The following is a 16,366-nucleotide window of genomic DNA, read 5'->3' as shown; positions in this document are numbered from 1 at the left end:
GTCCGGGCCGCGCGGTTCGGGAGTCGAGCAGAACCGGATATCGAGCGCCGAAGGTCCCTCCTGCAAGTCGGGACAGCTCGGCTTGGGCTCCACGGAAATTTGCATCGTTTTTGCGTCGTTTGTTTGTAGAATGGTCGCTGTTCACCCTCGGATGGGAGTGGATGTGGGTTCGCCTCGCCTATGTGTTCCCGAGTGCGTTCGGGCTATGCGGCAGCCGGCTGTCGCGTGCCGGAGTGTGCGGATCGACCAGGTGAGAACCCGTCATGTGCGGCGAGAGAGCGGCGAAGGAATGTCGGCGTGGCTCGATATCTACTAGCGGCGGCGCCCATACCCGGTCATGTGGCACCGATGGCGGTTGTCGCGGCCGATCTACGGCGGCGCGGGCATGAGGTGTGCCTGCTCACCGATTCGGTGTTTCAGGAAGCCATTCGTATGCAGGATGTCCGGGTTGCGGCATTGCCCTCGTCGGCGAGAGTGACGCCATCGGATCCGGGGCGTGGCTGGGTGCCGGATCCGATGCGGCGGTGGAGCACCGGCCGCGTGGAGATACGGTCGAGCTTTCTGGACCCGATCGTGCCCCAATACAGTGCCCTGACAGCGGAGCTGGGTCGCGCGGTCTTCGACGCCGTACTGGTCGATGTGATGTACACCGGGGCCATTCCATTGCTGTTGTCCGGGAGATCACGTCCTCCGGTGCTCGCCTGCGGCGTGGTTCCGCTGATGGCGGCGAGCCGGGACTGCCCGCCGTTCGGGCTCGGCTGGCAGCCGAGACCGGGCCGGGATTACACGACGATGAACCGGTTCGTGCATCGGGTGTTGTTCCGCAGCGAACTGATTCGGCTCAACGCTGTCCTGCGCGAGTTGGGTGTGCAGAACACGCCGGTGCCCCTGCTGGACTGGCCCGTGCTCGCCGATCGTTTGCTGCAGTTCACCGTGCCCGAATTCGAGTATCCGCGCAGCGATCTGCCGTCCACGGTCGTGTTCACCGGACCGATTCCGATAACCGCACCCGCCGATATCGCACTGCCGGACTGGTGGAGCGCGCTGCACAGCGGCAAGACCGTTGTCCACGTCACCCAGGGAACCTGGAACAACAGTGACTACGCGCAGTTGCTCCGACCGACCTTGTCCGCGCTGGGCGGTCGCGACGATGTCGTGATAGTGGCATGTACCGGTGGTTCGCGCGCCGCGATCGGTCCGGTACCCGCGAATGCGCATGTGACCGACTTCGTGCCATACGCGAAGCTGTTGCCGTTGGTCGATGTGATGGTCACCAATGGCGGTTACGGCGGAGTGCAACAGGCGCTCGGCTACGGCGTGCCGCTCGTCGTCGCCGGCGATACCGCCGACAAACCGGAGGTCGCCGCCAGGGTGGCCTACACCGGCGCGGGCATCGACCTCGGTACCGCAAGACCCCGGCCCGCCGCGATCGCCACGGCCGTCGATCGAGTGCAGTCCAGCGAATTCCGCACTGCGGCAAAACGTTTGGCCGCGGCCATGGTAGCTCGTTCGCCGTTCGAGACGATCGCGGCCGTGCTGGCGGAGGTGACCCCGAGCCCGGCGCCACCCGCACAGCGAGGTCGGCGCACCGGCTACCGAGCAAGGAGTGCCACGATGAGCACCGCATTTTCCGCATCGCTGCCGCTCCCCGATACGACCGCGGCGTCGGCGACGGCGAGCCTCGAACGTTGGTGCGCCGATGTCCGGCGCCGGGTACTCGACGAAGTCGACGCGTTCGTGCAAGAGGCCCTCCGTGTCACCGCGTTGAGCGCGGCGGGTGTGGACGAGGTATTACGGCAATACGCCTCAGGTGGAAAATGCCTGCGCTCGACCTTCATGTATCTGGGCTGGCTGTGTGGCCGTGACCCCGATCCGGCCGCGTTGCGCGCGTCGGCCAGCCTGGAATTGCTGCACGCGTTCGCCCTGCTGCAGGACGACGTCATGGACGATGCGGTGCTGCGGCGTGGCGAGAGGGCGGCCCATCTGCGGCTGTGCGAGCACTACCGCGCCAACGGTGCGCCGGGCTCCGCGCCGCGCTTCGGCGCGTCGGCCGCGACCCTGCTCGGCGACATGTGCTTGGTCTGGGCCGAGCAGATGCTGCGGGAGAGCGGAGTCGCGGCGGACGCGCTGACTCGCCTGTGGCCCAGGTACGACGCGATGCGGATCGAACTGGCGGCCGGCCAGTTCGCGGACCTGTCCAATGACGCGCGCAGCGGGCCGACGCTGGAATCGGTGCTCGCCATCGCCCGCGCGAAGTCGGGCAACTACACCGTCCGCCGACCGCTCGAACTGGGCGCATCCTTGGCGGGTTGTCCCGATCGGACTCTGAATATGTTGGGGCACTATGGATCCCGCATCGGTGAGGCGTTCCAACTGCGCGACGATCTGCTCGGGATATTCGGCTCCGCCGCGATCACCGGCAAGCCGCAGGACAGCGACCTCGTCCAACGCAAAGCGACCAGTGTCGTCATCGCCGCGCTGGAGATGGCCGATGCCACCACCCGGCTCGAGCTTTCGGAGCTGATGAACCTGCCCGTGCTCGACACCGTGGCCGTCGCCCGATGCCGGACGTTGATCGCCGCATCGGGCGCACCCGAACGCATCGAGGCGATGATCGCCGATCGGGTCGACGCGGCCATCGATGTGGTTCGTGAGCTGGCGCTGGATGATGCGCGCCGCTCGGCACTGGAGCATATGGCGCTGCTATGCACGGCACGGCAGCTGTGACGAGGAGGACGATGCGCACCGTCGTAGGACGCACCGATCATGTCGTGGTCGTCGGCGCCGGACTGGCCGGCCTGTCCGCCGCGCTGCACCTGGCGGGCCGGGGCCGCACGGTAACCGTGGTCGAGCGCGAAGTCGTGCCGGGCGGGCGGATGGGCAGGCTCGATCTCGACGGCTACCGCATCGATACCGGACCGACGGTGCTGACCATGCCGGAGCTGATCGATGATGTCTTCGACGCGGTGGGGGAGCGCGCGCGGGACAGGCTCGATCTGCTTCCCGTCAACCCGGCCTATCACGCGGCCTTCGCCGATGGGCGCACCCTGGATGTCCACAGCCACGAAGAGTCGATGGTGCAGGCGGTCACCGAGTTCGCCGGCGCCACTCAGGCCGCGGGCTACCGCAGATTGCGCGACTGGCTGGGCCGGCTGTACGCGGCCGAGTTCGATCGGTTCATCGCGGCGAACTTCGACTCCCCGCTGTCCATGCTGACCCCTGCGCTGGCCCGGCTCGCCGCGCTGGGAGGCCTGCGCCGCTGGGATCGCAAAGTCGCCCAGTTCGTCACCGACCCCGATCTGCGGCGGGTCTTCACCTTTCAATCGTTGTACGCCGGCGTCGCACCTGATCGAGCCCTGGCCGCGTACGCGGTGATCGCCTACATGGACACCATCTCCGGCGTCTATTTCCCGCGCGGCGGAATGCGGGCACTACCCGATGCGCTCGCGGCCGCCGCGACGGCGGCCGGCGTGCGATTCCGCTACGGCGCCGCGGTGACCGAATTGGCGCGCTCCGGTGACCGGGTGACCGCCGTGCACACCGATCAGGGCGAGCGAATCGGTTGTGACGCGGTGGTATTGACGACCGAACGACATCGAAGTCACCAGTTGCTCGGGCACCGCTCCCGCCGCCCGATCGCGGTGCGTCCCGCGCCGTCCGCGGTCGTATTACACGTCGCGGTCGATCACCTAGCGGAGACCTCGCACCACTGCCTGCTGTTCGGCGCCGCCTGGCACAGCGTCTTTCGCGACATCATCGAGAAGGGCCGGGTCATGTCCGATCCCTCGCTGCTGGTCACCCGGCCCACCGTGACCGATGCGAGCCTGGCGCCGCAGGGACGTGATCTGCTCTACATCCTGGCTCCGGCACCGAATCTTGCTCGGGGAGAAATCAATTGGGAACGTAGCGGGACAGTGTACGCGGATCGCCTGCTCGATATCGCGCAGCGCAGGCTGGGTCCGCGGCCGTTGCGCGGCATGGAACTGCTGAGGGTGGTCACTCCGGCCGACTGGGCACGGCAGGACATGCTCGCGGGGAGTCCTTTCGCGTTGGCGCACACCTTTGGACAGACCGGCCCCTTCCGGCCTGCCAACATGATTCGCGGGATCGAGAACGCGGTTCTGGCGGGCGGGTCGACTGTGCCCGGTGTAGGGATTCCGCCGGTGCTCATCTCGGGACGCCTTGCGGCAGATCGGATAACCGGCCCAGGATTCGGCGCCGGCCCCGCCCTGCCGCCGCGGCGGTCCTTCGCCGATCGGACCACGCGATGACGCGCGCCGAACTCGACGCCGCCGGCATCACCGATCCCGCTCTGCGGCAGTCATACCAGCGCTGCCGCGAGCTCAATGCCGAGCACGGCAGGACCTTCTTCCTCGCCACTCGCCTGCTCGCGCCCGATCAGCGCCCCGCGGTGCACGCGCTGTACGGCTTCGCCCGGCGTGCGGACGACATAGTGGACCAGCGCGATCCACGACTGACCACGGTCGACCGAGAAGCTCGATTGGATAGGCTGGCAAGGCAATTCGCCACCGCCGACGCCGCCGGCGATCCCGTGCTCGCAGCGGTTCTGCACACCGCGGGGATGTACCGCATACCCGATCGGCTGTTCGACGCCTTTCTGGCCTCGATGCGGATGGATCTACGCATCACCGACTATCCCGACCGCACGGCGCTGGATCGGTATGTCTACGGCTCGGCGGAGGTGATCGGGCTGCAGTTGTTGCCGATTCTCGGTGTTGTGGATGCGGCGGCGGCGCCGTACGCCGCCGCGCTCGGCAAGGCCTTCCAGCTGACCAACTTCCTCCGTGATGTCGATGAGGATCTGGCACGTGACCGCGTGTACCTGCCCGCGGACGAACTGGCCGCGTACGGGGTGGACCGGGAGCTGCTGTCCTGGTGCAGACAACACCGCCGAGTCGAGCCGAGGGTGCGGCGCGCGCTCGCGGCGCAACATCGGATCACCAGGGATATCTACGAATACGCGCGGGGCGGGATCGCGCTGTTGGCCCCGCGGTCGCGGCCGTGCGTCACGACAGCACTGTTGCTGTACTCGGAGATCCTCGACCGCATCGAGGACAACGACTTCGAGGTGTTCGGCCGCCGCGCCACCGTCGGCACCGGGCGGCGGATCCGGGTCGGCACCCTCGGCATGTTGCGGGCGTGGCGAGCACGCCGCAGCAGCGTGCCCGCACAGCTCGTCGAGGATCCATGAACCGGCACCCGCATCCGCATCCGCGTGAACATCGCTGAAGGAGCGCATATGGACCGCTGGCACTATCTGCTTGTTCTGGGCGTCTGCCTGGTGTCGACCGCTCCGTTGGAATTCCTCGGTCCCGGTGTCTACCGCAGACCCCGGCTGTTGCTGGCCACCCTGCTGCCCATCGGCGCCTTCGTGATCTGGGATCTGGTGGCGATCGCGACCGATGTCTGGACCTTCGCCCCGCGCTACCTGCTGGGCGTACGGCTGCCCGGCGCAATGCCGGTGGAGGAATTCCTGTTCTTCCTGGTCGTTCCGCTGTGCGGACTGCTCACCTTCGTGGCGGTCCAGTCCCTGCTCGACCGCCGTGTTCACACGGGTGCGCGGCCGATTCGGCCGCGGTGATGAGCGTGGCCGGCATCGGTTACACGCTGCCCGCGGCCACGGCGGTGGTCATCGTGTGTGTCGCGGAGTGCGCGGTACTGCGGACGGGGCTGTTCCGCCGGCCCGCCTACTGGCTGACGATGGTGATCGTGCTGGGGTTCCAGATCCCGGTGGATGGATGGCTGTCCAGACTCGACGCGCCGATCGTGCTGTACAACCAGAAACACATTCTCGGACTTCGATTCCCGTGGGATATCCCGGTGGAGGACTTCTTGTTCGGTTTCGCTTTGGTGACATCGGTGCTGCTCTCCTGGGAGCGGGCCCGGCAGCGACGCGAAGGTGCGCCCCGATGAACCAGGACGGTTCCCGGCTCGGCCGCGATCCGCGGCGGGCGCAGTATCCGGCCGCGCCCGGGCGGCTCGACGTCGGCGATACCGGGCGACAGCCGAGGGCGATCGTGGTCGGCGCGGGCATCGCGGGCCTGGCCGCCGCGACCGGCCTGGCCGAACGCGGATTCCAGGTCGAGGTCATCGAGCGGGAACGGTATCTGGGCGGGCGGGTCGGCGGCTGGACCGAACAGTGGGCCGATGGCACCAGAGTCGGCATGAATCGCGGCTTCCACGCCTTTTTCGCCCAGTACTACAACCTGCGCAAGCTCTTGACACGCGGTGATCCGGAACTGCGCGGTCTGCGCAGAATGGACGACTATCCGCTGATCGATGCCCAGGGCCACCGCGACACCTTCCGCGGCCTGCCACGCACGCCGCCGTGGAACGCGCTCGCCTTCGCCCTGCGCAGCCCTACCTTCCGACTCGGCGACCTGCTGCGCATCAATGCGCGCGCCGCGGCGCCGCTGGCAGCGGTCTCGGTGCCGCAGATCTACCACTGGCTCGATGACATGGACGCGCACACCTTCCTGCGCGACATCAATTTTCCGGACGCGGCCCGCCATTTGGCCTTCGAGGTGTTCTCGCGCAGCTTCTTCGCCGAGCCCGAGCACACGTCCGCCGCGGAACTGGCGACGATGTTCCATATCTACTTCCTCGGCTCCAGTGAAGGACTGATCTTCGATGTGGCGCGGGAGAATTTCGATGTCGGTCTGTGGCAGCCGCTCGCGGAATATCTCACCGCTGCCCACGTACCGGGCCGACCGGGTACGGTCCGATTCCACACAGGTGTGACGGTCGACCGTGTCGAGCCGACGGCAGCCGGCTTCGCCGTCGTCGACGACACCGGAGCCAGCCTGCCCGCCGACGCCGTGGTATTGGCCGCCGATGTCGCCGGGCTGCGCCGCATCGTCGCCGCGTCACCGGCGCTCGGTGACGACGCATGGCGTATCCAGGTAGCCGAATTGGGCACCGCACCGGCTTTCGCCGTGTATCGCCTGTGGCTGGACCGGCCGGTAGGCGCCGATCGGCCCGGCTTCCTCGGCACCGGCCGGCTGGATCCGCTCGACAACATCAGCGTGCTCGACCGATACGAACGTCAGGCCACGGCATGGGCGCGCGAAAACAACGGCAGCGTCGTGGAACTGCACGCATACGCGGTAGCGGAACGGACACCACCCGCGGCGACGCGACAGAACCTCCGCGATCGGCTGCTGGCGCGACTACACGACCTCTACCCCGAGACCTCGGGCGCCCGTGTCCTCGGCGAGACGGTCTTGTGGCGCCAGGATTGCCCGCGTTTCGCGCCGGGCGACTTCGCCCGCCGCCCCGGTGTGACGACACCGCACCCGCGGCTGGTGCTCGCCGGTGATGGTATCCGCGTCGATCTTCCGGTGGCGCTGATGGAACGCGCCGCGACCACCGGATGGATCGCGGCCAATACCCTGCTGCGCCAGTGGGGCGGCGCCGGGCACACCCTCCAGACCGTTCCCGGCCACGGCCGATCGGCCATGCTGCGTACACTCGCGACTCGCGACAGGCAACTGCGATGAAAAAGCCCACCGAATTCGTGAAATTGCCGACCTTTCCACTACAACGGTTTTCACCGGAACGATGGTCACAGCAGCGACCCACCTACCAGGATGCGGATCCCGGCCTCATCGCGGCGGCGCTGCGCTGGTCACAGCGGCGGCCCTCCGGCAATTGGTACGTCTTCGCCGCGAGCCGCAGTGTGCGCCGCGACCGCCCACTCGGCACCACCGTCGCCGGGGTCGAGGTCGTGGCATGGCGCGATGAACATGACCACCTGCACATCGGCCCCGGAGCATGCCCGCATCTGGGCGCGCCGCTGGCCACGGCGGCCATCGAGCACGACGCGCTGATCTGTCGCTGGCACGGCCTGCGGGTCGGCGCCACGACAGGTGGCTCCCGATGGTGTCCGTTCCCCAGTTACGACGACGGCATTCTGGCCTGGGTACGACTGGACGCCGTCGGAAGGGAAAACCCGACCGACACCCCCTTCCTCGCCCCGCGCCCCGCCGACACCACGGTGCACGCGGTGACCTGTCTGACCGGAGTCTGCGAGCCGCGCGACATCATCGCCAACCGGCTCGATCCATGGCACGGCTCCTGGTTTCATCCACATTCGTTCGCACGTTTGGACGTGACACAGACGCCGCCGCGCGAGGGGATCACCGAGGAAAACCACCGCTTCGTGCTCACCGTGACCTTCCGGGTCGCGCGCGGGCTCGGGGTACCGGTCGAGGCCGAGTTCACCTGCCCCGACCCCCGCACCATCGTGATGCGCGTCGTCTCCGGAGAAGGAGCCGGAAGTGTGGTGGAAACCCACACCACCCCAATAGGTTTCGGTTCCGATGGCCGAGCACGCACCGCGGTGATCGAAGCGGTCGTAGCGACGTCGAACCGGCCGGGGTTCCGGTATGCGCACCGAATACTGCCGGCGCTACGCCCACTGATGAATCACGCCTCAGCACGCCTGTGGCGCGATGATCTGGCCTATGCCGAACGCCGATATCACCTGCGCACTGAGCATCGATAGCCCTCGGGCTCGCACCGGTCCCGCTGCACCTGATCTTCACCGCGCACCTGGGCGGTAGACCCCGTCGGCCAGGAGGATCACCCGAATGCCGAGGCCGGCCCTCGGCGCCCCCCCAGCCACGAATCTGCGGCCGAGGACGCCGTCGCCGACCTTTCCGGCAGCGGCCGAACTGTCCCGCGCCGCTGCCGGGCCATGGCCTACTGCCCGGTTGCGGGGCCGTTGTCGGTGCGGTGCAGCACCCACGTGCCGCGGCCGGCGGCCTTCGCGCGGTACAGGCCGGTATCGGCCTCGTCCAACAGCTTTTCGGCATTCGCGCCGGCAACCGGGGTGACGACGGCGCCGATACTGGCCGACATCGACAGCAGATCGCCGGGACCGACCGGAACCGGATCTCGCAGCGTCGCAAGCATGGCCTCGGCGGCCGCGTGGGCCGTGTCGTCATCGCAGGGCGGTGCGAGCAGCGCGACGAACTCGTCTCCTCCGATGCGGGCCAGCGTGATCGTCGGCGACGTCAGGGTCGCGTCGAGCCTGCGGCCGACCTCGGCCAGCACGCTGTCTCCCGCGCAGTGGCCGTAGCGGTCGTTGATCAATTTGAAGGCATCGAGATCGAGGAAGCACAAGCCGATGTGATCGGCGGGACGGGCCGCCGCGACAATGACCTCCAACTGCTCGAGCAAGCAATGACGATTCGCCAGACCCGTCAACGGGTCGTGACGGGCCTGCCACCACAGTTTCTGCTCCATAGCCCGCCGCTCGGTGATGTCCTGCCCGACGGCGATCACACGCACATCATCCCCGTCCACGCCTGGCACCAGCGTCATCGTCCACGCACCCCAGCAGACGGTGCCGTCGGGGCGACAGAAGCGGCCTTCCAAGTGCGCGGTGCCGCGTCTGCGCTTGAGCAAACCGATGACCGCGTGACGGAGCTTGTCGCGGTCGTCGGGGTGCATCAAGTTCAGAGCGGAAACCCCCAGCAGATCCTCCGGGTTCATCCCGACCATCCGCGCCGTCGTGGGATTGGCCTCGAGCGTGATGCCATAGCTGTCGTACAGCGCGATGGCCACCGCGGCGTTGTCGAACACCACGCGGAAGCGATAGTCGGCAGCCTCCTGGCTGCGGGCGTGGACGTTCAGCAACTCGGTGGTGTAGCCGCGGCCCAGCTCTCCCAGGAGCGCGCCGAACCGCTGCGCTCGGTCCGCCCGCCGTGACCGTTCCAGCAAACCGGCCAGCACCGCCGCGGTCGGGGTCATCATGGCGGGAACCGTCAGGTTCGACTGGACCATCTCGATCCCGACTCGACATGCGGGCGACGGGTCGAAGGACTCGGCCGACAAGGCAGCTTCCAGCTCGACGATCCATCGTGTCGTCAACCGGCGGATGTCGTGCGGCACAAATGCCGACACGCCACCGCAATCGACCAGGGCTGCCGACCAGTCCCGCGCCATGTCGGCAACCTCACGACTGTCCATCCGTGAGGACCTTCCTCCACCGCTGGACCATCAAGGCCCAGCACTGACAACCCTCCCCCGCTCGCTAACAATGAGCATACAAAGAAGGGCTGTGTCTGTGTGGGCGCCGGCCGCAATCGGCCGCCCTACGGGGCAGCCGCCCGATCGAGTCGACAACCGCATCCGGCCCGGCCGCGGACCGGTAACCCCATCGCTCGCATGAGGCGTCAGCAGAACGGGATTCCCACCGAGCCGTTCAGGCTGGTGTGGAAGAGGATGCAGACCAAGTAGTTTGCGGCCGAATACGAGCCGTTCGAGGAGCCGGTGGCGGGGCCGGTGGTGTCGACGGGCTGAGCGGCGGTCAGGGGCAGCGGATCGGCCTGGGCTGGGGCGGCGAGGAGCGCCGCGGGGGTGAGCAGCGCGGCCGAGACGGCGAAAGCGCCGAGGATCTTCTTCTTCGAATTCATTTGGGACTCCATCGGTTTCGATATGGGCGGGAGTCAGTATGGAAGTCGCGGGGCGGGGACCGATAGACCTGACAGTTGGGGCTACTGACGTTCGGGGCTGACGGCGTCAGGGGGCGTATCAGGTTGGTGTCAGGGCGGTGTCAGGTCAGGTCGCGATCGTCGTTCACATGAACAGCACAGCGATCGCCGCCTCGGGGCTGCGGAAGGCTTACGGGGACAAGACGATCCTCGACGGGATCGATTTGAATATCGGTGCGGGCAGCATCTTCTCGCTGCTCGGGCCGAATGGGGCGGGGAAGACGACGACGGTGAACGTGCTCACCACGCTGTTGAAGGCGGACGGCGGGACGGCGCGGGTGGCCGGACACGATATCGCCAGTGAGACCAAGGCGGTGCGGGCGGCCATCGGGGTGACCGGGCAGTTCGCGGCGGTGGATGATCTGCTGACGGGTGAGGAGAACCTGCAGCTGATGGCGGATCTGCACCGGCTGCGGGGGAACGCGCGTCAGCAGGTGGTCGATTCGCTGCTGGAGCGGTTCGATCTGACCGAGTCGGCGCGGAAGCAGGCGGCGACGTACTCCGGCGGCATGCGGCGGAAGCTGGATCTGGCGATGACGCTGGTGACCAAGCCGGAGATCGTCTTTCTGGACGAGCCCACCACCGGGCTGGACCCGCGCAGCCGGCGGACCATGTGGGAGATCGTGCGGGAGTTGACCGCCGACGGCGTGACCATCTTCCTCACCACGCAATACCTCGAGGAAGCCGATCAGCTGGCCGACCACATCGCGGTGCTCGACCAGGGACGCATCGTCGCGGAGGGCGCGCCCGACGACCTCAAGCGCCGGGTTCCCGGCAGCCACATCCGGCTGCGGTTCACCCACCTCACCGAGCTGGAGGCCGCGGCGCGCGTCGTGCCCGGCTCCACCCGCGACGACGACGCCCTCACCCTGCGGGTTCCGGGCAATGGCGGCTCGAAATCCCTACGGGCCCTATTGGATCGGCTCGCCGACCACTCCCTCGAGGCCGATGAGGTCTCCATCCACACCCCCGATCTCGACGATGTCTTTCTTGCCCTGACCGGGCACGCCACCACGGAGGCCGACGCACGATGAGCACCACTGTCACCGCACCGAACACCCTGACCTCCGCACTCGGCGACGCCTCGGTCATGTTGCGCCGCAACTTCACACACATCGCCCGTTCGCCGGTCGCGATCTTCAATGCCGCGCTCATGCCGGTGGTGATGATGCTGATCTTCGTCTACGTGTTCGGCAACGCCTTCGATGTCGGCGAGCACTACATCAACTACGCGACCCCGGGCATGATCCTGCTGGCCATCAGCTACGGGCTCTCGGGCACCGCGGTCTCGGTCAGCTCGGACATGGCCAAGGGCGTCATCAACCGGTTCAAGGTCATGGACGTCTCCCGCGGCGCCGTGCTGACCGGCCACGTGGTGGCCACCATGCTCACCAATGTGGTCGCCATCGCCGCCGTGCTCGGGGTGGGTTTCGCGCTCGGATTCCGGCCGTCGGCCAGCGCGCTGGACTGGCTCGGCGCCCTCGGCGTCATCGTGGCCACCTCGTTCGGGGCCGCCTGGCTCACCGTCGCGCTGGGCATGGCGGCCAAGACCCCGGAATCCGCGGGCATGTCGGTCGTGCCGCTGATCATGCTGCCCTTCATCAGCAGCGCGATCGTGCCGGCCGCGCAGATGGGCCAGGGCATCCGGCAGTTCGCGCAGTATCAGCCCTTCACCCCGATCATCGAGGCGCTGCGCGGATTCCTCGCCGGCAACCCGTCGGGCGGCTACACCGCCGCCGCGCTGGCCTGGTGCGCCGGGTTCGCCATCGTCGGATACCTGTGGTCGCGAGCCACTTTCAACAAGCGAGCGTGATCTCGGCCAGCTCGCGCCAGTCCGCCCGCGTCCCCTCCCCCATCGCCTCGGTGAACTTCTGTTCACCGAGGCGACTTCGCGTTGTCCGCTCGATCCTGGCCACATCGGGTTGCGACCGATCGGGCAGTCCGCGCACGGCATCACCGGCCGCGAGCAGCCGTACGGCCTGTTCGTGCTGTTCCACCCGCAGCGCCAGGTCCGCGATGCCGACGAGCGCCTTGGCCAGCAGCGGCGCGTGCCCCGCCGCGCACGCCACCCGGAAGGCCTCGGCACGATGCTCGCGGGCTTCGTCGAGACCGTCGGCGAGATAGCCGAGCAGATCGTGGATCAGCGTGCTGATGAACGGCTGCTCCCGATCGCCGTCCAACAGGGCGGTCGCGATGCCGATCTGTCGGCGCGCCTGCTCGGCATCGCCGTTCCACCGCGCCAGTTCCGCTCGCGCCAGCGCCATTTCGGCCAGTGCGGTCGGCCAGCCGGTCTGATCCGCGTACTTCCGCGCCTCGGCCATCGCGGCCGCGCTCGCCTCCGCGTCACCCAGCAGCCAGGACAGCTGCGCCTGTCGTGACCACATCCGCACCAGATCCTCGATCGCGCCGACCTCGGTGACCACCGCGATGGCCTGCCCGAAATACTCACACGCACCGGCGAATTCGCCGCGCATGGCGAGACGATCCGCCAGCTCGGTCAGTGCGAACGACGTCCCCCAGCGTTCGCCGAGGGCCCGAAACTCGGCCAGCGCCAGCTCGAGCTGCTCGTCGGCGTCACTCCCGGCACGGCCCAGCACGATCCGCATCTTGCCCAGTTGCAGCCGGGCCAGCGCCCGCACCCATGGATCCTCATGTGTGAGCAGCGCCTCGAATGCGGGCAGGTACTCGTCCGGCCCTTGCAGAAGGCGTTCCAGCGCAGCGACGAACGCCAACGCCGGATGGCCGGTCCGTCCGCCCCCACTGGCCCGATACGCCTTGCGGATCCAATCCTCCACTTGGCGTTCGTCATTCGGGCCGGAGGTCACGAAATGCACGACGAGCCCGTACACGATGGCCCGGGTCTCGTCATCGGCCTCGCCGGGCGTCTCGGCGGCCGCCGTGACCAGTTCCGTGCCCTCGGCCTTGTGCCCGCTCAGCCACCAATACCAACCGGCGGCCGCCGCCAGCCGCATGGCCCCGGTCGCGTCCTGGGCGGCGAGCGCGCCCCGCATGGCGACCGCGATGTTGTCGTGCTCGGCTTCGAGGACGGCCAGCCACTCCAGCTGGTCGGCGCGGCGCAGATGCGGTTCCGCGGTCGCGGCCAGCCCGGTGAAGTACGCGAGATGCGCCTCCCGCGCCGAATCCGCTTCGCCCGACTCCATGAGCCGGTCCCGGGCGTACTGCTCGATCGTGCTGAGCATCCGATATCGCGGACCGTTGTCCGCCACGGTGACCAGTAGCGATTTCTCGGTCAGCGCGGTGAGCAGCTCGAGCACCTCCCACTGCTCCACCGTCTCCCCCACGCACACCCGCTCGGCCGCCTCCAGGCTCGCGCCGCCGGAGAACGCCGAAAGCCGGCGCAACACCATGCGTTCGGCGTCGGTGAGCAGTTCCCAGCTCCAGTCGACCACCGCCCGCAGCGTCCGATGCTGCGGCTGCGCGGTGCGGCTGCCGCCGGTCAGCAGGCGGAACCGATCGTCGAGACGGTTGGCGAGCTGATCGAGGGACATGGTGCGCAGGCGGGCCGCGGCCAGTTCGATCGCCAGTGGGATCCCGTCGAGCGCGCGGCAGACCCGGGCCATGGTGGCAAGCGTGCGGGCATCGGCGACGAGGTCCTGCCGCACCGCGTCGGCCCGGTCGCGCAGCAGCCGCACCGCCGGGGAGGCTTCGATCGCATCCGGCTCGGCGTCCGCGGCGGGCAGGGCCAGCGGCTCGACCTGCCAGAGCGCCTCACCCGTGATGCCGAGAGGTTCGCGGCTCGTCGCGAGGATGCGCAGCCGCTGACACTCCCCGAGCAGGCGGTGCGCGAAGGCGGCCGAGGATTCGATCACGTGCTCGCAGTTGTCGAGGATCAGCAGCATGTCGCGCTCGCGGATCGCCGCGATGAGCCGGTCCAACGGTTCCGCGCTGGGTGCGCCGCCGAGCAACGCGTCGCGGAGTCCCAGTGCCGCCAGGGCTGATTGGGCGATGTCACCGCCCGCGCCCGCGGAGGCCAGCTCCACCAGCCAGGCCCCGTCCGGCAGGTCGTCGAGCAGTGCCCGGCCGGATTCCGTTGCCAGCCTGGTCTTCCCGCAGCCTCCGGGTCCGGTCAGGGTCGTGAGCCGGTGCCGCGCAACCAGTTTGCGCACCGCGGCGACATCGTCGCGTTTGCCGACGAACCGGGTCAGCTCGGCCCGCAGGTTCGTCCTGCGGTCGTCCTCCCGCGCGCCCACCTCACCGCGCAGCAGCGCGACGTGCAGGGCGGACAGCTCCGGTGCGGGATCCACGCCCAGCTCCTCGGCGAGGGCCTCCCGGATCCGCTGGTAGACGACCAGCGCCTCCGCGCCCCGGCCCGCGGCGGCGAGCGCGCGCATCAGCGCGGCGGCGAGCCGTTCCCGGACCGGATGCAGGGCAACCACATCGGTCAGCTCGTTGACGAGCTCCGCGCCTCGGCCGAGGCGGATCTCCGCCTCGTATCGATCCTCCAGCGCGCCGAGGTGCAGCGCCTCGAACCTGGCGAGCACCGCCTCGAAAGCCGAGCCGGCCGGCATGCCGACGTCCTGCATGAGCGCGCCGCGCCACAGTTCGACGGCCTCGCGCAGCAGCGGGGCCCGCTGCCTGTCGTCGCCGCTCCGCGCCTGCTCGAGTAGCTGCTCGAACCGCACGGCATCGACATCGCCGGGAGCCACGGCCAGCCGGTATCCGCCGGCCCGCACCTCGATCGACCCGTCCGGCAGTACCCGGCGCAGTCGGGATACCAGCGCCTGCAGGGCATTCGCCGCATCGGACGGCGGCTCCTCACCCCAAATCCAGTCGACCAGTCGCCCTTTCGAGACCGCGCGACCGGGTTCGAGCGCTAGCGCGACCAGCAACGCCCGCAACCGGGCGCCCGGTACCTCTATCAATCCGCCGTCGTCTGCCCGGATTTCGAGCGGCCCAAGCATCCCGATCTGCACCCGGACCATTCTGCCGTGGAGCCTCCACGGGGGCAGAACGCGTATCAGCGGGGGTGTCAGTCCAGCGTCAGGCCGGTATCAGCCGGACTCGCGACAGTGGTCACACACAACCGATTCACACACTGAAGGAGCACCACGATGACCGCTTTCCAGACCCCGGGCCCCATCGCCGTCACCCTCGACGTCGCCGCCGGCAACATCACGCTCGTCGCGTCGGACCGCACCGACACCGTCGTCGAGGTCCGCCCGACCGATGCGTCCAAGAAGAACGATGTGCGCGCCGCCAAGCAGATCCAGGTCGATTTCACCGCCGGCGCCCTGACTGTGCAGACGCCCAAGGGCTGGCGGACCTACAGCCCGTTCAGCGGCAACGCGTCGGTGGACGTCATCATCGAGGTGCCGACCGGCTCCGGGCTGACCGGCACCCTCGGCGTGGGACATCTGCTGGGCGCCGGTGCGCTCGGGCCGTGCGAGGTGGAGGTCTCCATGGGCGACATCACCGTCGAGCGTCCCCTCGGCGCGGTGACGGCGAAGACCGCCAAGGGCGATATTCGCATCGGCGAGGCGACGCGCGGCGAGCTGCGACTGGAGACCTCCATGGGCGACCTCACGGTCGGCATCCACCCGGGCAGCGCGGCCCGGATGGAAACCAACACCCCCAGCGGCACCGTGCACAACCAGCTGGGCCGCGTCGACCACCCGCAGGACGTCGTGCGGGTCCACGCCCGCACCTCGTACGGGAACATCACCATCGGCCACGCCGCCGCCGTCTGAACCCGCCCGCTCGGAATGGTTCTCGGATCGCAGGATCGGGGCCGCCGCTGTGGCAGCCCGGCCAGAGCTTCCCGCTCTGCCCGGGCGCGTTCGGCCCGCGTGAATCCCAGCCCCGCCGCGAATCCCGCGGTCGGCATG

The 16,366-nt window shown here is 68.6% G+C and carries 13 protein-coding genes; 10 read left to right on the top strand and 3 right to left on the bottom strand.

Translation table 11 applies throughout. From position 1 onward, the window contains the following. The first annotated feature begins 348 nt into the window (after positions 1-348). Genes GLP40_RS33510 through GLP40_RS01215 form a run of 7 tightly spaced genes read left to right on the top strand, consistent with a single transcriptional unit; the run spans position 349 to position 8,527 of the window. Positions 349-2,727, top strand: coding sequence for a polyprenyl synthetase family protein (locus GLP40_RS33510; protein WP_230329140.1), 2,379 nt, complete (start codon positions 349-351; stop codon positions 2,725-2,727). Positions 2,728-2,738: 11 nt separating this feature from the next. Beyond that, entirely contained in the window at positions 2,739-4,271 is a 1,533-nt protein-coding gene (crtI, locus tag GLP40_RS01240) for a phytoene desaturase family protein (RefSeq protein ID WP_154785941.1), read from the top strand. Further along, a complete protein-coding gene (locus GLP40_RS01235) occupies positions 4,268-5,212 on the top strand; it encodes a phytoene/squalene synthase family protein (RefSeq protein WP_154785940.1) in 945 nt (314 codons plus the stop codon). Before crtI ends, GLP40_RS01235 begins: the two co-directional genes overlap by 4 nt. Before the next feature lie 48 nt (positions 5,213-5,260). Further along, on the top strand, positions 5,261-5,602 hold the full coding sequence (locus tag GLP40_RS01230; protein ID WP_154785939.1) for a lycopene cyclase domain-containing protein: 342 nt from the start codon (positions 5,261-5,263) through the stop codon (positions 5,600-5,602). 5 nt (positions 5,603-5,607) lie between these two features. After that, positions 5,608-5,934, top strand: a complete 327-nt coding sequence (locus GLP40_RS01225; protein ID WP_328289553.1) for a lycopene cyclase domain-containing protein — start codon at positions 5,608-5,610, stop codon at positions 5,932-5,934. Then, complete coding sequence (locus GLP40_RS01220) at positions 5,931-7,520, top strand: FAD-dependent oxidoreductase (RefSeq protein ID WP_154785937.1); 1,590 nt, start codon at positions 5,931-5,933, stop codon at positions 7,518-7,520. The genes GLP40_RS01225 and GLP40_RS01220 overlap by 4 nt, the downstream gene beginning before the upstream one ends. After that, on the top strand, positions 7,517-8,527 hold the full coding sequence (locus tag GLP40_RS01215) for a DUF5914 domain-containing protein (protein WP_154785936.1): 1,011 nt from the start codon (positions 7,517-7,519) through the stop codon (positions 8,525-8,527). The genes GLP40_RS01220 and GLP40_RS01215 overlap by 4 nt, the downstream gene beginning before the upstream one ends. Positions 8,528-8,724: 197 nt before the next feature. Here GLP40_RS01215 and GLP40_RS01210 read toward each other — a convergent pair whose 3' ends face one another. Beyond that, complete coding sequence (locus GLP40_RS01210) at positions 8,725-9,996, bottom strand: diguanylate cyclase domain-containing protein (RefSeq protein WP_154785935.1); 1,272 nt, start codon at positions 9,994-9,996, stop codon at positions 8,725-8,727. 206 nt (positions 9,997-10,202) lie between these two features. Then, a complete protein-coding gene (locus GLP40_RS01205; protein ID WP_154785934.1) occupies positions 10,203-10,442 on the bottom strand; it encodes a hypothetical protein in 240 nt (79 codons plus the stop codon). Between the two features lie 167 nt (positions 10,443-10,609). Between GLP40_RS01205 and GLP40_RS01200 the strand changes: the two genes are divergently transcribed. Continuing rightward, positions 10,610-11,554, top strand: a complete 945-nt coding sequence (locus GLP40_RS01200) for an ATP-binding cassette domain-containing protein (protein WP_154785933.1) — start codon at positions 10,610-10,612, stop codon at positions 11,552-11,554. Further along, positions 11,551-12,333: an ABC transporter permease gene (locus tag GLP40_RS01195; RefSeq protein WP_230329139.1), complete on the top strand. Its 783-nt coding sequence runs from the start codon at positions 11,551-11,553 to the stop codon at positions 12,331-12,333. Before GLP40_RS01200 ends, GLP40_RS01195 begins: the two co-directional genes overlap by 4 nt. On the opposite strand, the gene GLP40_RS01190 is transcribed toward GLP40_RS01195, so the two are convergent. Beyond that, positions 12,317-15,463 carry a BTAD domain-containing putative transcriptional regulator gene (locus GLP40_RS01190; protein WP_154785932.1) on the bottom strand — a complete coding sequence of 1,049 codons (3,147 nt, stop codon included), beginning with the start codon at positions 15,461-15,463 and terminating at the stop codon, positions 12,317-12,319. The genes GLP40_RS01195 and GLP40_RS01190 overlap by 17 nt on opposite strands. Before the next feature lie 129 nt (positions 15,464-15,592). On the opposite strand from GLP40_RS01190, the gene GLP40_RS01185 reads away from it, so the two are divergent. After that, positions 15,593-16,228, top strand: a complete 636-nt coding sequence (locus GLP40_RS01185; protein ID WP_154785931.1) for a DUF4097 family beta strand repeat-containing protein — start codon at positions 15,593-15,595, stop codon at positions 16,226-16,228. The last annotated feature ends 138 nt before the right edge of the window (positions 16,229-16,366 follow it).

Origin of the sequence: Nocardia aurantiaca, from assembly GCF_009708175.1 — a bacterium.
In the GTDB taxonomy this organism is placed as follows: domain Bacteria; phylum Actinomycetota; class Actinomycetes; order Mycobacteriales; family Mycobacteriaceae; genus Nocardia; species Nocardia aurantiaca.
Note: the sequence above shows the minus strand (reverse complement) of the source record. Positions and strands in the feature narration are given on the sequence as shown.